Source organism: Burkholderia sp. BKH01 (genome assembly GCF_025685725.1).
Taxonomy (GTDB): Bacteria; Pseudomonadota; Gammaproteobacteria; order Burkholderiales; family Burkholderiaceae; genus Burkholderia; species Burkholderia pyrrocinia_C.
The window spans coordinates 40234-61405 of the sequence record NZ_JAOTQT010000002.1 but is presented as its reverse complement, the minus strand read 5'-3'; the positions used below and the strand labels follow the sequence as shown (position 1 = coordinate 61405).

The window sequence follows — 21172 nt, the reverse complement described above, 5'->3', positions numbered from 1 at the left end:
CCAGTTCGTCAATCGTCTGTCATCGAGAGGGCGCGTGTCCGACGCGCCGGCCGGCCGATCCGCGATCGGGCCGTCGCACTCGGTTTTTTTGCCCGTTTTTGGGCCCGTTACACGCGTTCGCCACGCGCGTCCGTTTTCAAAGCCATGAGCAAATACGACACCGCCACCGTCCAATCCGTCCACCACTGGACCGACACGCTTTTCAGCTTCACCTGCACCCGTGAGGCGAGCCTGCGCTTCAACAACGGCGAATTCACGATGGTCGGCCTCGAGGTCGACGGCAAGCCGCTCGCGCGCGCCTACTCGATCGTCAGCCCGAACTACGAAGAGCACCTCGAATTCTTCAGCATCAAGGTGCAGAACGGCCCGCTGACGTCGCGCCTGCAGCACCTGAAGGTGGGCGACACGGTCTTGATCGGCAAGAAGCCGACGGGCACGCTGGTCGCCGACAACCTGCTGCCGGGCAAGACGCTGTGGATGCTGTCGACGGGCACGGGCCTCGCGCCGTTCATGTCGATCATCCGCGATCCGGACATCTACGACCGCTTCGACAAGGTGATCCTCACGCACACGTGCCGCCTGAAGGGCGAGCTCGCGTACATGGACTACATCAAGCACGACCTGCCGGGCCACGAGTACCTGGGCGACATCATCAAGGAAAAGCTCGTCTACTACCCGACGGTCACGCGCGAAGCGTTCGACAACGAAGGCCGGATCACCGACCTGATCGCGACGGGCAAGCTGTTCACGGATCTCGACGTCCCGCCGTTCTCGCCGGAAAACGACCGCGTGATGCTGTGCGGCAGCACCGCGATGCTGAAGGACACGACCGACCTGCTGAAGCAGGCCGGCCTCGTCGAAGGCAAGAACAGCGCGCCGGGCCACTACGTGATCGAGCGTGCGTTCGTCGACTGATCGGTCCCTGAAATTTGCGCGGTATCAAGAACCGGAGCAAAAGCTCCGGTTTTTTTTCGTCCGCACTTGGCGAATTCGTAACAAACTGGGACCATCTCATCTCAAATAGTTACATTTCGATACGTCATCGTCCGGCGCTTGAGTGTCAGTGTTTTTCCTACAACAGCTTCATCCGGATTGTTCACATTTACCCTTAAATGTCCGCCCGACATGACCTTTCCGGAATTTTTGAGATATTATTCGGCGCGCGTGGATGCCATTCGGATAGGTCTTGAAGGGTCGGATGCAAGTGTTACAAAACGTAACTTTTGTTACCTCGGCATGGGACGATTCCCTGGCGGCGACCGTCATCGATACGGCAGCCATTCCACGCAGCCAGCCGGTGCCTGAACCGCTTTCTGACAGCAGGGAGAGTCATGGATACGTTGCTTAACGCGCCCTCGGGCGCCCACGCCCCGTTCCCGTCGCGGCAGCTCGTGCATGGCTGCGCCGCTACTCCGCCCATTGCCGAAGCCGCATCGACACGCGACGCCTGCGCTGCGCGCATCGCCGCGCTGTCCGCCCAACTGCTTGCCGCCGACGAAGCCGCGCGCCGCCATCTGGCCGGCGAGCTGCACGACGGGCTCGGCGCCGAACTCACCGCCGCGCGTTTCGCGCTCGCAAACGTTCAAACGTGGCTGCCGGCCGATGCGCCCGACGGCTGCCTGCGCGCGCTGGAGCTGGCCCAGCAGGCGCTCGACGCCGCGACCGACGCGAATCGCCGGCTGATCGACGAGCGCGATACGCCGGCGCTCGACGCGGGCATGGTCGGCGCGCTGTCGTCGTGGGTCGACAGCCATGCGACGCGCACGGGCCTGCGCACCAGCTTCGTGTGCGCGGCCGACGCGCGCCTGACGCAGATCGCCGGCGCCAGCGCGCTCGCGGTGTTCCGCGTCGCGCAGGAAGCGCTGTCGAACGTCGCGAAACATGCCCGCGCGTCGTCGATCGACGTGCGGATCATCACCGACGGTACGCATCTGTCACTGATTGTCGCCGACGATGGGAGAGGTTTCGCCCGGAGCCGCCGCACCGGCTACGGCCTCGCCGGCATGCGCGCACGCTGCGAAGCGTTCGGCGGCAGCTTCGAGACGGCCACGCCGGAAACCGGCCACGGCACGCGCGTCACCGCGCGCTTCGCGTGGCATTCGTTGCTCGCGATGCCCGCCGCGGCACGCCGCGCGTCGCTTTCGTGAGGTCGGCATGAGCCTGAACATCCTGCTCGTGGACGATCACGCGATCGTCCGGCAAGGGATCCGCCAGTTGCTGATCGACCGCGGCATCGCGCGCGACGTCACCGAGGCCGAGACCGGCGGCGACGCAATGGCTGCCGTCGACCGGCAGGAATTCGACGTGATCCTGCTCGACATCTCGCTGCCGGACACGAACGGCATCGAGGTGCTCAAGCGCCTCAAGCGCAAGCTGTCGCGCACGCCCGTGCTGATGTTCTCGATGTACCGCGAGGACCAGTACGCGGTGCGCGCGCTGAAGGCCGGCGCCGCCGGCTACCTGTCGAAGACGGTCAACGCCGCGCAGATGATCGGCGCGATCCAGCAGGTCGCGGCCGGCCGCAAGTACGTGAGCCCCGCGATGGCCGAGGCGCTCGCCGAATACGTGTCGTTCGAGAACGAGCCGCTACCGCACGAGAAGCTGTCCGACCGCGAATACCAGACGCTCTGCATGCTCGCGTCGGGCAAGCGGCTCACCGACATCGCGAACACGCTGTCGCTGTCCGTGAAGACGGTGAGCGTGTACCGGTCGCGGCTGCTCGAGAAGATGCGGCTGTCGAACAACGCCGAGCTCACGTTCTACGTGATGAGCAACCGGCTCGTCGACATGGCGCCCACGGCCGGCGCCTGATCCGCCTGATTCAACGGATTCGCCCGATACATCAGATTCGTACGATTCAACGGCGCGGCGCACGCCGCGGCGCGCTCGACCGCCGCCCGTTTTCGCGCGCAAGCGCTTGTTTTATCGGACGATTCCGCAAAGCGCCGCTGCGCCGCAGCAGGTCTTGTTCGCCAAATCGGCTAAAATTGCGGGTTTTCACTCAGTCAGCGCCGCCGCGCTCGCGCGCGCTGACAATTCATCCGCAATGTCTCTCTTCCGCAAGAAAAACGTCGATCGCATGATCGCCGGCGCGCACGCCGCCGGGCTCAAAAAAGCGCTCGGCGCGATCGACCTCACCTTCCTCGGCATCGGCGCGATCATCGGCACCGGCATCTTCGTGCTGACCGGCACCGGCGCCGTGCAGGCCGGCCCCGCACTGATGCTGTCGTTCGTGATCGCCGCGATCGCATGCGGCCTCGCGGCGCTGTCGTACGCGGAATTCGCGTCGACGATCCCCGTCGCCGGCTCGATCTACACGTATTCGTACGCGACGCTCGGCGAGCTCGCCGCATGGATCATCGGCTGGGACCTGATGCTCGAGTACGGCCTCGCGGCATCGGCCGTGTCGGTCGGCTGGTCGGGCTACCTGCAGTCGCTGCTGCAGGGCTTCGGGCTGTCGCTGCCGACCGTGCTGACGGCGGCACCCGGCGCGGTGCCGGGCGTCGTCACGTGGTTCAACCTGCCCGCGTTCCTCGTGATGCTCGTGATCACGACGCTGCTGTCGATCGGCATCCGCGAGTCGACCCGCATCAACAACATCATGGTGTTCGTCAAGGTGTCGGTCGTGCTGCTCGTGATCGCGGTCGGCGTGTTCCACGTGACGCCCGCGAACTGGAAGCCGTTCATGCCGCACGGCTGGAACGGCGTGTTCGGTGCGGCGGCCGTGATGTTCTTCGCTTTCATCGGCTTCGACGCGGTGTCGTCGGCGGCCGAGGAAGTGAAGAATCCGAAACGCGACCTGCCGATCGGCATCATCGCGTCGCTCGCGGTGTGTGCGGTGCTGTACGTGACGGTCGCCGCGGTTGCGACCGGCATCGTGCCATCGGCCCAATACGCGAACATCTCGCACCCGATCTCGTACGCGCTGCAGGCCGCCGGCGAGAACTGGGTCGCCGGCTTCATCGATCTCGGCGCCGTGCTCGGCATGCTGACCGTGATCCTCGTGATGAGCTACGGCCAGACCCGCGTGATCTTCGCGATGTCGCGCGACGGGCTGCTGCCGGCGACGCTGTCGCGCGTGCATCCGCGCTACGCGACGCCGTTCCTGACGACCTGGCTCGTCGGCCTGTTCTTCGGGCTGATCGCCGCGCTCGTGCCGCTCAACGTGCTCGCCGAGCTGATCAACATCGGCACGCTCGCGGCGTTCTCGATGGTGTCGATCGCGGTGCTCGTGCTGCGCCGCACGCACCCCGACCTGCCGCGCGCATTCCGCTGCCCGGGCGTGCCCGTGGTGCCGATCCTCGCGGTCGCGTCGTGCCTGTTCCTGATGCTGAACCTGCAGCCCGTCACGTGGGCCGCGTTCGGCATCTGGCTCGTGATCGGCCTCGTGATCTACTTCCTGTACTCGCGCCACCACTCGAAGCTCGCGCACGGTCACCACGACACGCACTGACCTCCGCCGCTGCGCGCGCACGCCGCGCGCAGCGCCGCGACACCGCACCGGGCCGTAACCGGCCCCGTGCGGCAACCGCCTCCCCACCCGAACCGACCGCCGGCGCACCTGCGCCGTGGCAGGACACGCGCCGCCGCGCCGTTCCCTTCCCGCGCTCGATCGCTGTCCGATCGTCGCGATCTCTTGCCCGATCCTCCGGATTTGCACGCACGAATTGCACGCTGCCTGCACGCGTGCGCCGGGCGGTTCATAATCCCGCCATCGAACGACGGCCCGGACCGGCGGGCCGCCCGGCAACAGGAAACAGAAGATGGAAAGCGTCGATCTCGATGTGCTGAAATCCAGCGCGCGCTGGCTCGAAGAAGGGCGCCGCGTGCTGCTCGTGACGGTCGTGAAGACGTGGGGCTCGTCGCCGCGCCCCGAAGGCGCGATGCTCGCGGTGCGCGAGGACGGGCTCGTGGTCGGCTCCGTGTCCGGGGGCTGCATCGAGGACGACCTGATCGCCCGTGTGCACGCAAGCGGGATCGCGGCCGACGCGCGCCCGGAAGCCCTCAAGTACGGCGTGACGGCCGAGGAAGCGCACCGCTTCGGGCTGCCGTGCGGCGGCACGATCCAGCTCGTGCTGGAGCCGCTCACGCGCGACAGCGGGATTGCCGCGCTGTGCGCGGAAGTCGAGGCCGGCCGCCTCGTCACGCGCACGATGACGCTCGCGACCGGCCGCGCATCGCTGTCGCCCGCGCAGGCGACCGACGGGCTCGCGTTCGACGGCGAGCGGCTCGTGACGATCCACGGGCCGCGCTACCGGATGCTCGTGATCGGCGCCGGCCAGTTGTCGCGCTATCTGTGCCAGATCGCGGTCGGGCTCGACTACCAGGTGACGGTGTGCGATCCGCGCGAGGAATACACGGATGCGTGGGACGTGCCGGGCACGCGTGTCGTGCGCACGATGCCCGACGATACGGTGCTCGACATGAAGCTCGATGCGCGTTCGGCCGTGATCGCGCTCACGCACGATCCGAAGCTCGACGATCTCGCGCTGATGGAGGCGCTGAAGACCCCCGCGTTCTACGTCGGCGCGCTCGGCTCGCGGCGCAACAACGCGGCGCGGCGCGAGCGGCTGCGCGAGTTCGACCTGAACGAAGCGGAACTGGGCCGGCTGCACGGGCCGGCCGGCATCTACATCGGCAGCCGGACGCCGCCGGAGATCGCGATCTCGATCCTCGCCGAGATCACCGCCGCGAAGAACAACGTGTCGCTGCCGACGATCCTGCAGGTCGAGGGCGCAAAGGCCGCGCGAGAAATCGCGGCGAACAGCGGCGCGGCCTGCGGCTTCTGAGCCGCGGCGGCTAGCCGCTTCGACCATGCCGGATGCGCGGCCGAAGCGGCTCGCGGCGGCAGGCCGGCGCGAGCGCCGATCAGGTCAGGCCGGCGGCGAGCGCCGCGGCGACCGAACCGACCACCAGCACGACGCCGACCGTGCGGCGCTTGTTCAGCTCGGTCCACAGCAGCACGCCCGTCAACGACAGCAGGATCAGCGAGCCCGCGATCGTGTCCATCAGCAGCACCCAGCCGAGGTTCATCCCGACGCCGCGATGCAGGTTGTTCAGCGTCGTCAGGAACGTGTTGTCCGTGCGCTTCACCGACACATAGCCGTTGCCGACCCAGTATTCGGCCTGCAGGTTCCGGTGCGGGCCGAACAGGCCGAACTGCCAGTGCTCGGGCTGCATCACGCGCTGCTCGCCCCATGCGACGGCCTGCGCGGGCTCCTTGCGGATGCGGCCGGGCCGGCCGTCGAAGTGCAGTTCCTGCTGCAGCCATTTCGTCATCGCGGCGGGCGTCTTCGGCACCGGATCGGGCAGCGCGATCTGCATCTGCTCGACCTGCGGCTCGCCGGTCGAAATCTTCAGCGGCGGCGCGCGGTGGTTCAGCACCACGCCCGTCACGCCGAACAGCAGCCCGAGCATCGCGCCCCACAGCCCGACCCAGCCGTGAACCTTGCGCAGCCACTTGATGAAGGTCGCGCGGCGCGAGCGCTGGCGGCGCGCGGCCAGTTCGTCGTCGGTCAGCGGGCGGGCCGCCGGGTGCAGCACGGTGACGCCCGCACGCGGCATCCCCGCCTTGGAAGAGTCGATCGTTTCGGGCGCGTTCACGCGAAAGTATCCATTCGTTCAAAACAACGGGCGGTGCGCAGAGGATGCGCGCCGCCCGGTCAACATGAAAATGAGAATGGATATCATTACACAAATCGAATTCCGGCTCAATCCGCCCGGATCGTCCGGATACGCGGCAGCGGGCTCGATGAGCGAGAAGATGCGCACGAAGCGCGCACGTTGCACCACGATGGCGATCGATAGACGACAAATGTCGGTCGAATGACCTTGCAAGGCCGAGACAACGTTTCGCCAGAAGCCGCGCGCCGCAGCGCCGTTCAGCGCAGCGGCGGCAACGGAAAGCGCGGCGCGGCGTCGTCCGGCGCGGGTTCGGTGCTATCGAGCGCGTACAGCCACGCAAGCAGATCCGCGACGGCCTGATAGAGCTGCGGAGGAATCCGGTCGTCGAGGTCGACCTGCATCAGCAGCGACACCATCTCCGGCGCGGTATGCACGTACAGCCCCGCATCGTGCGCGCGCGCGACAATCATCTCGGCGAGCACGCCGTAGCCCTTCGCGACGACGCGCGGCGCCGCATCGCCACCTTTCGGGTCGTAGACGAGCGCGGCCGCGCGCTTACGGGACGTCATGCTCATTGCGGCACCTCGTCGTCGCCGGGCACGCGCGTGCCCGGCCCGCCGGCCGCACCGTGCGCATACGCGGCGGCGGCGGCCTGAGCGGCAAACAGGTCGAAGCCGTCCGGCCCGTCGTCGACCGCGCGGATCGACAGCCCGCCCACCCGCAGCCCCGATCCCTCGAGCCGCTGACGCAGCGTGGCCTCGTGCCGCGTGAGGCGGTCGGCGCCCGTCTGGTTCGCACGCAGCCGCGCGACCAGTTGCGCACCGTTCAGCACCAGCTCCGCGTCGACCGTGCCGAGCGACGGCAACGTCAGCGTCAGGCGCGTGCGCCACGCAATGCCGTCGCCCGCGTCGTCGCCGCCGCGCGGCGCGCGGCTGCCCGGATCGTCGGGTTCGATCGTCCAGTCGAGCCGCGCGCCGGGCCACGCCTCGCCGGTCCAGCGGAACTGATCGGTCGCGAGCGCGTCGAGCTGCTGCCTGACGAGCGGCACGGCGGCCGGGTGTACGGTAGCGAGCGTCTGCGCCGGCGGGTCGGACGACGCGGCGGCCAGCTCGGCACGCGCGGGCGTCCAGCGCGGGTCGGCTTGCGCGCCGAGCGGATCGGCGGTGTCCGGCGGCAGCGACGCGCCCTGCCGCGCGACCGCCGGCAACGCCTGCGCGAGATCGCGAGCGGGTGCGCCGCCCTGGGCCGGCGCGCCCGCTTGTGCGGTCGCCCGCGCGCTCGCCGGCAGCGGCGTGCGCTGCGCGAGCAGTTCGTCGAGCACGTCGGTCGAGTCGTGCTGCGCGGCATCCGCGTCGGCCGGCGCGAGCGCGGCCGTCAGGCGCGCCTGCGGCTCGCGCATCAGCGCCGCGAGCGGGCGCTGGCCGGCCAGCCACTGCGCCAGATGGGATTCGTAGAAGAGGCCGCTCTCGCTCACGGCCTGTGCGAGCGCCGCGCGCAACGCCGCGACCGACGGCGGCGCGGCCGTTTCGCGCGCTGCCGAGGTGGATGACGCCGCGGCGGAAGAAGGTGCGGAAGAAGGTGCGGAAGGCGCGGCCGGCACACGCGCCGGCACGGCCGGATCGGTCAGCAGCACGGCGGGATCGGCCAGCAGCGGTGCGCGCCCGGCGATCGCGGGCGTCGCGTCGCCGCCCGCGCGCGAGATCGCATCGAGCACGCGCCCGACGTCGGACAGCGCGGTCTGCGTGGAAGCTTGCGGCGCGGCGGGCGGGCCACCGGCCGGTGGCGAGGACGACGCGCCGGTGCCCGGCGTGCCGACCTGCGAGGCCGCGCCGCCGCCGGCGGGCGCCGAAATGGTGCTGGTCAGCAGGCTGTCGAGGCGGCTCGCCAGCAGTGCGGCCGCAACTGAGTCGATACCGGTCATGATCGGAGCCTGCTCACCTCAGCCACATCGTTGCGAATCCGGAAGCGGCACCCGGTGCCGCCCGCGGGAACAGCGCGCGTGCCGCGCCCGTCCCCCCGGAAAACAGGCCCTACCCGCGCGCGCGGTAGAGATCGGTCAATACCTGGGTCGAGCGCCGCGCCTCGAACAGCGCGGACAGCCGTGCGACGTCCGGACTCGCGAGATCGCGGATCGCGGCGTCGTCGGCCAGGATGCGGCGAATCAGGTCGAGCTTGCGGCCGAGATCCGATTCGTCGAGCGCGACGCCCGGATCGGCTTCCTTCAGCCCGTCGACGAGCTGCATGAATTCGGCCTGCAACCCCGGCAACGCGGCCCAGTCGGCGCCGCGCGCGGCGCACAGCATCCGGCCCGACACGGCTGCGAGCGCCTCGTAACGCGCGAAGTATTCGGCCTTGAGATTCATCGTGCTGCTTCCACTGCCTGTTGCGCGGCCATCCGCGCGACTTCCGGGGCGATGCCCGTCCATGCTTCCTCGAGCGTCGCAAGCAGCCCGTCGACCTCGACCAGCATCGCGTCGCTCGCCTGCGCGTTCGCTTCCAGCAGGCGCCGGCCGATATACGCATACAGCGCGTCGAGCCGGCCCGCGATCTCGCCGCCCGCGTCGCGGTTCAGCGACGCCTGCAGGCCGCTCTCGACGATCCGGATCGCCTTGCCGATCGCTTCGCCGCGCGCGGACACGTTGCCCTGCTGCAGATGCATGCGCGCCAGCGCGATCGCCTGCCGCGCGCCCTGGTACAGCATCGCGATCAGCCGGTGCGGGGACGCGCCCATCACCCCCGTCTCGACGCCGACACGCGCGTATGCACTGGCTCCAGCGCGTCCTGGGGAAAACATGCGCTTCTCCTTGTCATGCCTTGGCTATACGGGAGCCGCCGCCGTGCATCGCACGACGCGGCCTTCTCCGGAGTTATCGGAAGGGATTTGAAAAGCTTTAGGTGCGCGGGGCCGCCGCCGGGCGCGGGAAACCGGCCGACCGGCCCCGCCCGGCAAGGCCGGATGGTCGCCCCCGATTGGCCAGCCCCGGATGGCCGTCGCCGGTTGGCCGTCGTCGGTTGGCCGTCCGCGGATGCCCGTCGCCGGATGGCCGTTCCCGGATGCCCGTCGCCGGATGCCCGCCCCCGAATGCCCGTCGTCGGATGCCCGCCCCCGAATGCCCGTCGTCGGATGGCCGCCCCGTCACACCGACATCTGCATGATGTCGTTGTAAGCGCTCACTAGCTTGTTGCGGACCTGAAGCCCGAACTGGAAGCCGATGTTGGCTTTCTGCATGTCGACCATCACGTCGTTCAGCGACACGTTCGGCGCGCCGACCTCGAACGCCCGTGCCTCGCCGAGCGCGTGCTGCTGGTCGCCGCTGATCTTGTCGAGCGATGCCTTCATCGCGCTCGCGAACGTGCCGGCCGTCGCCGCGCCGGAGCCGGCGAGCGCCGCCGTCGGGCTCGCGACGCCGCTCGATGCCTGCGCGGCCATCGACTGCATCTGTTGCAACACCGAACCGATTCCGCTGACGTTCGCAGTCATGCTGTCCCCAGACATAAGAGAAGATACCCGGACGCACCGGGCGTTTCCGCCGGCGCCGCACCACGCGCACCATACCGGATCGCGAAAAAGGATAGCAGCGCGCCGCGCGGCAAAGCCGAGAAAGTACGGGGGAAACCCCGCTCTTTTCGGTCGATCGGAGTACGGCCCGGATCACGATAATCGCATCGTGTCATTGTCCGCCCGCTCGCCCGAGCGAGCTCAGTCGTCCCGCTCCGGAGAAACTCGACGCATGGATTCGCAGGCCAACTCGCTGATCAACCCCGACGCTCGCGCGAGCCTCGCCAGCCCGGCGCCCGGCGCCGCCGTGGCCGCCGCGTTGCCTGGCGCGGGTGTCGCCGGCGCGGACTTCGGGCTCGGCGGCTTCGCGGAACGCATTCCCGGCATCTCGCGGATGAAGGGCAACCCGAAGCTGCCGTTCCTGATCGCCGTGGCGTTCGCGATCGCCGCGATTACCGCGCTCGTGCTGTGGAGCCGGACGCCCGACTACCGCGTGCTGTACAGCAACCTGTCGGACCGCGACGGCGGCGCGATCATTACCGCGCTCCAGCAGGCAAACGTTCCCTACAAGTTCGCCGATGCCGGCGGCGCGATCCTCGTGCCGTCGAACCAGGTGCATGAAACGCGCCTGAAGCTCGCCGCGATGGGCCTGCCGAAAGGCGGCTCGGTCGGCTTCGAGCTGATGGACAACCAGAAATTCGGCATCAGCCAGTTCGCCGAACAGATCAACTACCAGCGCGCGCTCGAAGGCGAGCTGCAGCGCACCATCGAATCGATCAATGCGGTGCGCGGCGCGCGCGTGCATCTCGCGATCCCGAAGCCGTCGGTATTCGTGCGCGACAAGGAAGCGCCGAGCGCGTCAGTGTTCGTCGACCTCTACCCGGGCCGCGTGCTCGACGAGGGCCAGGTCCAGGCGATCACGCGGATGGTGTCGTCCGGCGTGCCCGACATGCCCGCGAAAAACGTGACGATCGTCGACCAGGACGGCAACTTGCTGACCCAGCCGGCTTCGGCATCCGGCCTCGACGCGAGCCAGCTCAAATACGTGCAGCAAGTCGAGCACAACACGCAGAAGCGCATCGACGCGATCCTCGCGCCGATCTTCGGCGCCGGCAACGCGCGCTCGCAGGTCAGCGCGGACCTCGATTTCTCGAAGATCGAACAGACGTCGGAAAGCTACGGCCCGAACGGCGTGCCGCAGCAGGCCGCGATCCGCAGCCAGCAGACCAGCAGCGCGACCGAACTCGCGCAGGGCGGCGCGTCGGGCGTGCCGGGCGCGCTGTCGAACACGCCGCCGCAGCCGGCTTCCGCGCCGGTCGTCGCCGGCAACGGCCAGAACGCGCCGCAGACGACGCCGGTCAGCGACCGCAAGGACCAGACGACCAACTACGAGCTCGACAAGACGATCCGCCATCTCGAACAGCCGATGGGCAGCGTGAAGCGGCTGTCGGTCGCGGTCGTCGTCAACTACCAGCCGATCGCCGACGCGAAGGGCCACGTGACGATGCAGCCGCTGCCGCCCGCGAAGCTCGCGCAGGTCGAGCAGCTCGTGAAGGACGCGATGGGCTACGACGAGAAGCGCGGCGACTCGGTAAACGTCGTGAACAGCGCGTTCTCGACCGTGAGCGACCCGTACGCCGACCTGCCGTGGTGGCGCCAGCCCGACATGATCGCGATGGCGAAGGAAGCCGCGAAGTGGCTCGGCATCGCGGCGGCCGCGGCAGCCCTCTATTTCATGTTCGTGCGCCCGGCGATGCGCCGCGCATTCCCGCCGCCCGAGCCGGTCGCGCCGGCGCTCGCGGCGCCGGAAGATCCGGTCGTGCTCGACGGCCTGCCGGCGCCGGTCAAGGCCGACGACGAGCCCGACTCGCTGCTGCTCGGCTTCGAGAACGAGAAGAACCGCTACGAACGCAACCTCGACTACGCGCGCACGATCGCCCGCCAGGATCCGAAGATCGTCGCCACCGTCGTGAAGAACTGGGTGTCCGATGAACGCTGAAGGCTTGACCAAGAGCGCGCTCCTGCTGATGTCGATCGGCGAGGAAGAGGCCGCTGAGGTATTCAAGTTCCTCGCGCCGCGCGAGGTGCAGAAGATCGGCGCCGCGATGGCCGCGCTGAAGAACGTCACGCGCGAGCAGGTCGAGAGCGTGCTGCAGGACTTCGTGAAGGAAGCCGAGGAGCACACCGCGCTGTCGCTCGATTCGAGCGAGTACATCCGCTCGGTGCTGACCAAGGCGCTCGGCGAGGACAAGGCCGGCGTGCTGATCGACCGGATCCTGCAGGGCAGCGACACGAGCGGCATCGAGGGCCTGAAGTGGATGGACTCGGGCGCGGTGGCCGAACTGATCAAGAACGAGCATCCGCAGATCATCGCGACGATCCTCGTGCACCTCGACCGCGACCAGGCGTCCGAGATCGCGTCGTGCTTCACCGAGCGGCTGCGCAACGACGTGCTGCTGCGGATCGCGACGCTCGACGGCATCCAGCCGGCCGCGCTGCGCGAGCTCGATGACGTGCTGACCGGCCTGCTGTCCGGCAGCGACAACCTGAAGCGCAGCCCGATGGGCGGCATCCGCACCGCGGCCGAGATCCTGAACTTCATGACGAGCGTGCATGAGGAAGGCGTACTCGAAAGCGTGCGCCAGTACGACGCCGATCTCGCGCAGAAGATCGTCGACCAGATGTTCGTGTTCGAGAACCTGCTCGACCTCGAGGATCGCGCGATCCAGATGGTGCTGAAGGAAGTCGAGTCGGAAACGCTGATCATCGCGCTGAAGGGCGCGCCGCCCGCGCTGCGCCAGAAGTTTCTCGCGAACATGTCGCAGCGCGCGGCCGAACTGCTCGCCGAGGATCTCGACGCGCGCGGCCCGGTGCGCGTGTCCGACGTCGAGACGCAGCAGCGCCGCATCCTGCAGATCGTGCGCAACCTCGCCGAGAGCGGCCAGATCGTGATCGGCGGCAAGGCGGAAGACGCGTATGTCTGATTCGGCGAGCGATCGCGCTGGCAGCCTCACCGCCTACCAGCGGTGGGAGATGGCGTCGTTCGACCCGCCGCCGCCCCCGCCGCCGCCCGACGACGCGGCAGCGGCCGCCGCCGCGCTCGCCGAGGAACTGCAGCGCGTGCGCGACGCCGCGCACGCCGAAGGCCATGCGGCCGGCCACGTCGAAGGCCAGGCACTCGGCTACCAGGCCGGTTTCGAGCAGGGCCGCGAACAGGGTTTCGAGGGCGGCCAGGCCGATGCGCGCGAACAGGCCGCGCAGCTCGCGGCACTCGCCGCGTCGTTCCGCGAGGCCGTGTCGAACGCCGAGCATGACCTCGCATCCGACATCGCGCAGCTCGCGCTCGATATCGCGCAGCAGGTCGTGCGCCAGCACGTGAAGCACGACCCGGCCGCGCTCGTCGCCGCCGTGCGCGACGTGCTCGCGACCGAGCCCGCGCTGTCCGGCGCGCCGCATCTCACGGTGAACCCGGCCGACCTGCCCGTCGTCGAAGCCTATCTGCAGGACGATCTCGATACGCTCGGCTGGAACGTGCGCACCGATGCGTCGATCGAGCGCGGCGGCTGCCGCGCACACGCCGCGACCGGCGAGGTCGACGCGACGCTGCCCACGCGCTGGCAGCGCGTCGCCGCCGCGATCGGCAAGGTGAGCACGTGGTGACGCGGCCGCCCGAATCGCTCGCGCATGACGGCATGACGCCGCTCGAGCGCGAACTCGCGCTCGCGTCGTTCGGCCCCGCTGGCGCGCACGACACCGCACCCGACACGAAACCGCACACCGGCGTGGCCGCCGCACACGAAACGGCGCCGCGCGCGCCGCACAATCCGCATCTCGCGCACTGGCGCACGCACCTGAACGGGCTCGCCGCGCGCAGCCATCGCGCGCTGCCGCTGCGGCCGTGCGGGCGCCTCACGCGCGCGGCGGGCCTCGTGCTCGAGGCGATTGGGCTGCGCTTGTCGGTCGGCGCCGAATGCACGATCGAATTGCCGCCCGGCAGCACGCTGCCGCACGCGGAAGCGGAAGTCGTCGGCTTCGCCGGCGACCGCCTGTTCCTGATGCCGACCACCGACGTCGCCGGCGTGCTGCCCGGCGCGCGTGTGTGGCCGCTCGAAAGCGCGCCCGTCGCCGATCCGCTCGCGGGCGCGAAGCGGCTGCCGGTCGGCTGGGAGATGCTCGGGCGCGTCGTCGACGCGTCGGGCCGCCCGCTCGACGGCCTCGGCCCACTCGCGTCGAAGGTCGATGCGCCGCTGTCGGCGCCATCGATCAACCCGCTCGAGCGCGAACCGATCCACCACGTACTGGACGTCGGCGTGCGCGCGATCAACGCGCTGCTCACCGTCGGCCGCGGGCAGCGGATGGGGCTGTTCGCGGGCTCCGGCGTCGGCAAATCGGTGCTGCTCGGCACGATGGCGCGCTATACGAGCGCGGAAGTGATCGTGATCGGGCTGATCGGCGAACGCGGCCGCGAAGTGAAGGAATTCATCGAACAGATCCTCGGTGAGGACGGGCTCGCGCGCTCGGTCGTCGTCGCGGCGCCGGCCGACGTGTCGCCGCTGCTGCGGATGCAGGGCGCGGCTTATGCGACGTCGCTCGCCGAGTATTTCCGCGACCAGGGCAAGCACGTGCTGCTGCTGATGGATTCGCTGACGCGCTACGCGATGGCGCAGCGCGAGATCGCGCTGGCGATCGGCGAGCCGCCCGCGACGAAGGGCTATCCGCCGTCGGTGTTCGCGAAGCTGCCCGCGCTCGTCGAGCGCACCGGCAACGGGCCGGAGGGCGGCGGCTCGATCACCGCGTTCTACACGGTGCTGACCGAAGGCGACGACCAGCAGGACCCGATCGCCGATTCGGCGCGCGCGATCCTCGACGGCCACGTCGTGCTGTCGCGCGCGCTCGCCGAGGCCGGCCACTATCCGGCAATCGACATCGAGGCGTCGATCAGCCGCGCGATGACCGCGCTGATCGACGAAACGCATCTCGACCACGTGCGGCAGTTCAAGCAGATGCTGTCGCGCTACCAGCGCAATCGCGACCTGATCGCGGTCGGCGCGTACGCACCCGGACGCGACGCGCAGCTCGACCGCGCGATCGCACTCTATCCGCGCATCGAGGCGTTCCTGCAGCAGGGCTTTCGCGAATGCGCGCCGTTCGCATCGAGCCTCGCCGGGCTCGATGCGCTGTTCGACGCTTACGGAGGCTGATCACGATGGCTCACGGCTTTCCCCTTCAACTGCTGCTCGACCGCGCGCAGGAAGATCTCGACTCGGCCGCGAAGCAGCTCGGCACCGCGCAGCGCGACCGCACGTCGGCCGCCGAGCAGCTCGACGCGCTGCTGCGCTATCGCGACGAATATCACGCGCGTTTCTCGCAATCCGCGCAGCACGGGATGCCGGCCGGCAACTGGCGCAATTTCCAGGCATTCATCGACACGCTCGACGCCGCGATCGCGCAGCAGCGCAACGTGCTGACCGCGGCCGAAGTCCGCATCGACGAAGCACGCCCGAACTGGCAACAGAAGAAACGCACCGTCGGCTCGTATGAAATCCTGCAGGCGCGCGGCGTCGCGCAGGAAGCGCGGCTCGACGCCCGGCGCGAACAGCGCGACGCCGACGAACACGCCGCGAAAATCCTGCGCATGCGGGCCGACGCGGCCCGCTCGTCGTAACCGACCACCGCATTCGAACGAGAGAACCGCCATGCTTCCCCTGCCCCTGCTCGGCGCGCTGATCGACACCGCCGGCGCCGCACTCAAGGCCGCCCGCGGCTCGGGTTCGTCCGGCACCGCCGCCGGCAACGACACCGCGACCACCACGGCCGCCGTGCCGTTCGCTCAGACGCTGAAGCAAAGCGTCGCCACACGGCGCGACGCGGCGCCTTCCGGCACGCCGGATGCTTCGACGACGCAGGCTTCGTCGAAGCCGGCCGCCGGCGCGAAGCCGTCCGGCACCGACGATGGCCCGTCGACCGACGACACGAACGCCACCACCAACCCCGACGCCGGCGCACTCGCGGCCGCCGCGGCCGTGCAGGCGCAACTGCAGGCCCGCACGGACAACACAACGCCGGCCGATGCCGCCACCGCTGCCGCCGCTACCGTCACCACTGCCGCCGCTGCCGCGCAACAGACGGCCGTGTCCGGCCAGCCCGACGCGACGGCCGCGCTGGCGGACCACGCGGCCAAGGATGCGGCCGCCCAGCCGGCCGCGCCGGCGTCGAGCCGCGACGCGCTGCAAGCGGCACTCGCCAAGCTGACCGGCGGGTCGGGCGCGATCGGGACGCCCGCGAGCGGCACGACGGCTTCGACATCGACATCGGAACCGGCATCTTCCGCATCGACCGCCGCCACCGCACCGCTGACGCCGAAGGTGCCGACGTTCGACCGCACGCTCGCCGACGCGAAAGGTGCGCTCGCCACGCAGCAGACGCCGACGCAGGCCACCGCGCAGGCGCTGCAGGCCGACGCGAGCGTGCAGTCCGGCGCGCAGCATGCGCTCGCGGCAGCCAGCGAAGCAACGGACCCTGCCGCCAGCGCGACGCTCGCGGCCGGCGCATCGGCTGCGGCCGCGGCGCAGGCGAATCTGCAGTTGTCGCCCGCCGCGAGCGCGATCGCCGCCGCCAACCCACACGTGCTCGCGCCGCACGTCGGCACCGCCGACTGGACGGACGCGCTGAGCCAGAAGGTCGTATTCCTGTCGAACGCGCACCAGCAGAGCGCCGAGCTGACGCTCAATCCGCCCGATCTCGGGCCGCTGCAGGTGGTGCTGCGCGTCGCGGACAACCACGCGCACGCGCTGTTCGTGTCGCAGCACGCGCAGGTGCGCGACGCGGTCGAAGCCGCGCTGCCGAAGCTGCGTGAAGCGATGGAAGCCGGCGGGCTCGGGCTCGGCAGCGCGAGTGTCAGCGACGGCGGCTTCGCGTCGCAGCAGCAGAACCCGCAACAGACCTTCGCCCACGGCCAGTCGCCGCGCCGCGGGCACGGCGGATCGTCAGCCGTCGATGCACCGGCCGACGCTGCGCAATCCGCACCGGCCGCCGCGAACGTGACCCGCGCCGGCCTCGTCGATACGTTTGCATAGGGCCTGTTCCCGCTAATAACGGGCTTGCGAGCGTGCGTTGCCGGTCGTCCCCCAAGGGGACTTCCTTCGGGCGCATGCAAGAGGTGAGGAGCACCGTTTGGCCGTGCCGAACGCGCCGACGGAAGTCCCGTTGCCGCCGCGCAGCCCGGTGCACGCTCAGCGGCCGTGCACCGCCGCGGCCGCCTCGCCGCGCGGCATGCCGCCCTTGCGCGCCGCGACGATGAAATCCGCCGCGCGTTCGCCGATCATCACCGACGGCGCATTCGTGTTCCCGCCGACCAGCGTCGGCATCACCGACGCATCCACCACGCGCAACCCTTCGACGCCGCGCACACGCAGTTGCGGATCGATGACCGCGCGCGCATCGGAGCCCATCCGGCACGTGCCGACCGGGTGATAGATCGTGTCGGCATGCGCGACGATCGTCGCGCGCAGCTCGGCTTCGCTCTGGTCCGCTCGCGTGTAAAGCTCGCGCCCGCCCTGCGACGCGAGCGGCGCCTGCGACAGGATGCGGCGCATCGCCTGCGTGCCGCGCACGAGCAGGTCGAGATCGCGCGGATCGCTGAAGAAACGCGGATCGATCAGCGGCGCGTCGCGCGCATCGCCGCTCGCGAGCGCCACCGTGCCGCGGCTGAACGGCCGCAGCGCGCATACGTGCAGCGAATAGCCGAAGCCCCAGTGCATCTTGCGGTTGTGGTCGTCGACGAGCGCCGTGCAGAAATGCAGCTGCAGGTCGGGACGCTCGAGCGACGGATCGCTCTTGATGAAGCCGCCGGCCTCCGCGACGTTGCTCGTCATCATCCCCGTACGACTCGAGAAATAGCGCGCGAGCGCCGGCGTCATCTTCGCGATCCCGCGCAGGCACACGCCGACCAGTTCAGACGAATTCACGCGCGTGTTGATGATGAAGTCGATGTGGTCGATCAGGTTCGTGCCGACGTCCGGCGCATCCTGCACGACCGCGATCCCGTGCCGGCGCAATTGCTCGGCCGGGCCGATCCCCGAACACATCAGCAGTTGCGGCGAATTGAACGCGCCGGCCGACAGGATCACTTCCGCGCGCGCGCCGAGCGTCTCGACGCGGCCGTTGCGCGACACCGCGACGCCGACCGCGCGCTTGCCGTCGAAGCCGACGCGCAGCACCGTCGCGTCGGTGATCACGTGCAGGTTCGGCCGGTTGCGGCCATAGATATAAGCACGCGCGACGCTGCAGCGCGAGCCGTCGCGATGCGTGACCTGATAGAAGCCGACGCCTTCCTGCGTCGCGCCGTTGAAGTCGTCGTTCAGCGGATAGCCGGCCGCGTGCGCGGCCTGGATGAATCGTTCGGAGAACGGATTGCGAAAGCGCAGATCCGACACCGACAGCGGGCCGTCCGCGCCGTGCCACGCATCGGCGCCGCGCTCGTTGCCTTCCGCGCGACGGAAATACGGCAGCACGTCCTGCCAGCCCCAGCCCGTTGCGCCGAGCTGCGCCCACTCGTCGTAGTCGCCCGGGTGGCCGCGCGTATAGATCATCGCGTTGATCGCGCTCGAACCGCCCATCCCGCGCCCGCGCGGCTGGTAGCCGCGCCGCCCGCCGAGGCCCGGCTGCGGCACCGTTTCGTAGCCGTAGTTCGTGCCGAGCTTGAACGGCACCAGCGCCGCGATGCCGACCGGCATGTTGACGAGCAGGTTGCGCTCCGTATGCGAGCCGGCCTCGATCAGCGCGATCGTCGCATCGGGGCAGGCATCGGCGAGACGGCCTGCCAGGCTCGAACCGCCCGAACCGCCGCCGACGATGATGTAGTCGTATTGCATGTCACGTCTCCGTCGTGTCATGGAAGGCGCCCGGCACCGCCGCGCGACCGCGTCCCCTCTTGTAATGTTCGGGCATTGTATGAATCGCCGTCGCACACGCGGCACGCGGATTCAAGAGCGATTCCTCTAAACGCCCGCGTGAACTAAATTTAAGATGTATTGATTCATTTCGCGCGATGCGCCGGCCACGAGAAGCCGATCCGTCGCGAAACGGGAGAGACGAAGATGCAGCGCAAGGTTCTGCAGGCCGCGTGCCGACCGGGTTACCCGGATGCGACGCGCGCGGCCCGCATTTCATTTCAAACGACTGCCCGCGCGGGAACCTGCGGCGACATGCGTGCGGCCGATCGAAATCGAACGGCACGTGTCGTCGCCGACCGTTTGGACGGCCGTCTGCCACAGCGGCACGATGCGCGGCAACCCGCATTGGCATGTGTGTCGCGCTGCCCCGCCTCGCTGCGCCGGCAGGCGCTCGCGCTACAGCGTCGCGTGTCCGGCAACAGTCGTATCGCGCGGCACGCGCACACGCCGCGGCGCGGTTTTCGGATGCGGATATCGTCGCGCGGATGCGACGCCCGCCGCGCGCTGCAACCGATTTTCGAGCATGCGTCGCATCAAGCCCCGCGCCGCGCGACGCACACCACCCCGATCCGCGTCGCCGCGCTCGCCGAGCGCTCGCGTGCGGCGTGACGGCTGGCCGACAAGCCAGGCCCAACTGGAGGAGACAACATGAAAAACGACCTGCCCGAACTGGCCCCGCAAGCACTGTCGTCGGCAGATGCGCTGACGTCGCTGTTGCGCGACCAGCGCGCGGCCTACCTGCGCGCACCGTACCCGGCATGGGAAACGCGTGTGCAGCACCTGCGCGCGCTGCGCACGATGCTGATCGACAACGCGGACGCGCTCGCCGAAGCGATCAGCGCCGATTTCGGCCATCGCGCGAAGCAGGAAGTGCTGCTGTCGGAAATCTGGATGGCGAAGGAAGAGATCGACGACGCGCTCAAGCACGGCAAGCGCTGGATGAAGCCGATCCGCAAGCCGATGAACAAGTGGTTGCGCCCGGCGCGCGCGAAGGTGATTCCTCAGCCGCTCGGCGTGGTCGGCATCGTCGTTCCGTGGAACTACCCGGTGCTGCTCGCGGCCGGCCCGCTGATCTGCGCGCTCGCGGCCGGCAACCGCGCGATCGTCAAGATGTCCGAACTGACGCCGCGCACGTCGGCGCTGTTCGAGCAATTGATCGCGAAGACCTTCACGCGCGACCACGTCGCGGTCGTGAACGGCGATGCGGAGGTCGGCGCCGCGTTCAGCGGGCTGCCGTTCGATCACCTGCTGTTCACCGGCTCGACGCAGGTCGGCCGTCACGTGATGCGCGCGGCCGCGGACAACCTCACGCCCGTCACGCTCGAACTCGGCGGCAAGTCGCCGGCGATCGTCGGACCGAATGCACGCTTCGATGCGGCCGTCGACGCGATCGTCGCGGGCAAGACGCTGAACGCCGGCCAGACCTGCATCGCACCCGACTACGTGTTGCTGCCGCGCGGCATGGAAGCCGCGTTCATCGAGCGCGCGCGGGCACGGTTCGCGAAGATGTATCCCGACCTGTCGGCCAACGGCGACTACACGACGATCGTGTCGCCGCGCCATTACGCCCGGCTGCAGCAACTCGCGAGCGACGCGCAGGCCGCCGGCGCGCAACTGCACCCGCTGTCCGACGCGCAGTCCGATCCGGCGTCGCGCCGCTTCGTGCCGTGCGCGATCACGCAGGTGCCGGCCGCGTCGCAACTGATGCAGGAGGAAATATTCGGGCCGCTGCTGCCGCTCGTGCCGTACGAGCGGCTCGACGAGGCGATCGCATACGTGAATGCGCGCCCGCGCCCGCTCGCGCTCTACCTGTTCGACGAGGACGGCGGCACGATCGACCGCGTGATGCGCGAAACGATCTCGGGTGGCGTGTCGATCAACGAAACGCTGATGCACATCGCGTGCGGCAGCCTGCCGTTCGGCGGCGTCGGTGCGAGCGGCATGGGTGCGTACCACGGCTACGACGGCTTCGTGACGTTCTCGAAGATGAAGCCCGTGCTCACGCAGCCGCGCCTGAACGCGCGCAACCTGCTCGCGCCGCCGTACGGCAAGCGCTTCGCCGCGCTGATCAAGCTGATGCTGAAGTTCTGAGCCG

Annotated in this window: 21 protein-coding genes; 14 read left to right on the top strand and 7 right to left on the bottom strand. The window is 69.3% G+C overall.

Annotated features, from left to right (window positions below; translation table 11 throughout):
* Positions 1-144 precede the first annotated feature (144 nt).
* From OEJ37_RS03220 to OEJ37_RS03200, 5 genes are all read left to right on the top strand, one after another.
* Positions 145-915: a ferredoxin--NADP reductase gene (locus OEJ37_RS03220; RefSeq protein WP_034179295.1), complete on the top strand. Its 771-nt coding sequence runs from the start codon at positions 145-147 to the stop codon at positions 913-915.
* Between the two features lie 416 nt (positions 916-1331).
* Positions 1332-2147, top strand: coding sequence for a quorum system sensor histidine kinase RqpS (gene rqpS, locus OEJ37_RS03215; protein WP_263343179.1), 816 nt, complete (start codon positions 1332-1334; stop codon positions 2145-2147).
* Positions 2148-2154: 7 nt separating this feature from the next.
* Positions 2155-2811, top strand: coding sequence for a response regulator transcription factor RqpR (gene rqpR / locus OEJ37_RS03210; protein WP_175919532.1), 657 nt, complete (start codon positions 2155-2157; stop codon positions 2809-2811).
* Between the two features lie 235 nt (positions 2812-3046).
* On the top strand, positions 3047-4453 hold the full coding sequence (locus OEJ37_RS03205; protein WP_174422119.1) for an amino acid permease: 1407 nt from the start codon (positions 3047-3049) through the stop codon (positions 4451-4453).
* 310 nt (positions 4454-4763) lie between these two features.
* Positions 4764-5789, top strand: coding sequence for an XdhC family protein (locus OEJ37_RS03200; protein WP_175919533.1), 1026 nt, complete (start codon positions 4764-4766; stop codon positions 5787-5789).
* Between the two features lie 79 nt (positions 5790-5868).
* On the opposite strand, the gene OEJ37_RS03195 is transcribed toward OEJ37_RS03200, so the two are convergent.
* Entirely contained in the window at positions 5869-6603 is a 735-nt protein-coding gene (locus OEJ37_RS03195) for a PepSY-associated TM helix domain-containing protein (protein WP_174422117.1), read from the bottom strand.
* 76 nt (positions 6604-6679) lie between these two features.
* Here OEJ37_RS03195 and OEJ37_RS03190 point away from each other — a divergent pair, with 76 nt between their 5' ends.
* Positions 6680-6829 carry a hypothetical protein gene (locus tag OEJ37_RS03190; RefSeq protein ID WP_263343177.1) on the top strand — a complete coding sequence of 50 codons (150 nt, stop codon included), beginning with the start codon at positions 6680-6682 and terminating at the stop codon, positions 6827-6829.
* Between the two features lie 52 nt (positions 6830-6881).
* Here the strand turns inward: OEJ37_RS03190 and OEJ37_RS03185 are convergent, their stop codons facing one another.
* The 5 genes from OEJ37_RS03185 to fliE form a co-directional block, all read right to left on the bottom strand.
* A complete protein-coding gene (locus OEJ37_RS03185; RefSeq protein WP_174422115.1) occupies positions 6882-7199 on the bottom strand; it encodes an EscU/YscU/HrcU family type III secretion system export apparatus switch protein in 318 nt (105 codons plus the stop codon).
* The gene (locus OEJ37_RS03180) at positions 7196-8545 is read right to left on the bottom strand and encodes a flagellar hook-length control protein FliK (protein WP_263343176.1); all 1350 of its coding nucleotides are present in this window, start codon (positions 8543-8545) and stop codon (positions 7196-7198) included. Before OEJ37_RS03180 ends, OEJ37_RS03185 begins: the two co-directional genes overlap by 4 nt.
* Before the next feature lie 109 nt (positions 8546-8654).
* Entirely contained in the window at positions 8655-8987 is a 333-nt protein-coding gene (locus OEJ37_RS03175) for a flagellar protein FliT (protein ID WP_152865703.1), read from the bottom strand.
* Complete coding sequence (gene fliS / locus OEJ37_RS03170) at positions 8984-9418, bottom strand: flagellar export chaperone FliS (RefSeq protein ID WP_152865701.1); 435 nt, start codon at positions 9416-9418, stop codon at positions 8984-8986. The genes OEJ37_RS03175 and fliS overlap by 4 nt, the downstream gene beginning before the upstream one ends.
* Before the next feature lie 342 nt (positions 9419-9760).
* Positions 9761-10105 (bottom strand): flagellar hook-basal body complex protein FliE, encoded by a 345-nt coding sequence (gene fliE / locus OEJ37_RS03165; protein ID WP_152865698.1) that lies wholly within the window; start codon positions 10103-10105, stop codon positions 9761-9763.
* Positions 10106-10355: 250 nt separating this feature from the next.
* Here fliE and fliF point away from each other — a divergent pair, with 250 nt between their 5' ends.
* Genes fliF through OEJ37_RS03135 form a run of 6 tightly spaced genes read left to right on the top strand, consistent with a single transcriptional unit; the run spans position 10356 to position 17199 of the window.
* On the top strand, positions 10356-12122 hold the full coding sequence (fliF, locus tag OEJ37_RS03160; protein WP_263343174.1) for a flagellar basal-body MS-ring/collar protein FliF: 1767 nt from the start codon (positions 10356-10358) through the stop codon (positions 12120-12122).
* The gene (gene fliG / locus OEJ37_RS03155; RefSeq protein WP_034179307.1) at positions 12112-13107 is read left to right on the top strand and encodes a flagellar motor switch protein FliG; all 996 of its coding nucleotides are present in this window, start codon (positions 12112-12114) and stop codon (positions 13105-13107) included. Before fliF ends, fliG begins: the two co-directional genes overlap by 11 nt.
* Positions 13100-13783, top strand: coding sequence for a flagellar assembly protein FliH (fliH, locus tag OEJ37_RS03150; protein ID WP_263343173.1), 684 nt, complete (start codon positions 13100-13102; stop codon positions 13781-13783). The genes fliG and fliH overlap by 8 nt, the downstream gene beginning before the upstream one ends.
* The gene (gene fliI / locus OEJ37_RS03145) at positions 13777-15324 is read left to right on the top strand and encodes a flagellar protein export ATPase FliI (RefSeq protein WP_263343172.1); all 1548 of its coding nucleotides are present in this window, start codon (positions 13777-13779) and stop codon (positions 15322-15324) included. The genes fliH and fliI overlap by 7 nt, the downstream gene beginning before the upstream one ends.
* A 5-nt stretch (positions 15325-15329) precedes the next feature.
* Positions 15330-15788 (top strand): flagellar export protein FliJ, encoded by a 459-nt coding sequence (gene fliJ / locus OEJ37_RS03140; RefSeq protein WP_152860770.1) that lies wholly within the window; start codon positions 15330-15332, stop codon positions 15786-15788.
* A gap of 31 nt (positions 15789-15819) precedes the next feature.
* Positions 15820-17199 (top strand): flagellar hook-length control protein FliK, encoded by a 1380-nt coding sequence (locus OEJ37_RS03135; protein WP_263343171.1) that lies wholly within the window; start codon positions 15820-15822, stop codon positions 17197-17199.
* Positions 17200-17355: 156 nt separating this feature from the next.
* On the opposite strand, the gene OEJ37_RS03130 is transcribed toward OEJ37_RS03135, so the two are convergent.
* Positions 17356-18996, bottom strand: coding sequence for a GMC family oxidoreductase (locus OEJ37_RS03130; RefSeq protein ID WP_263343170.1), 1641 nt, complete (start codon positions 18994-18996; stop codon positions 17356-17358).
* A gap of 333 nt (positions 18997-19329) precedes the next feature.
* On the opposite strand from OEJ37_RS03130, the gene OEJ37_RS03125 reads away from it, so the two are divergent.
* On the top strand, positions 19330-19686 hold the full coding sequence (locus OEJ37_RS03125; protein ID WP_263343169.1) for a hypothetical protein: 357 nt from the start codon (positions 19330-19332) through the stop codon (positions 19684-19686).
* 39 nt (positions 19687-19725) lie between these two features.
* Positions 19726-21168 carry a coniferyl aldehyde dehydrogenase gene (locus tag OEJ37_RS03120; RefSeq protein ID WP_174421420.1) on the top strand — a complete coding sequence of 481 codons (1443 nt, stop codon included), beginning with the start codon at positions 19726-19728 and terminating at the stop codon, positions 21166-21168.
* Positions 21169-21172 lie beyond the last annotated feature (4 nt).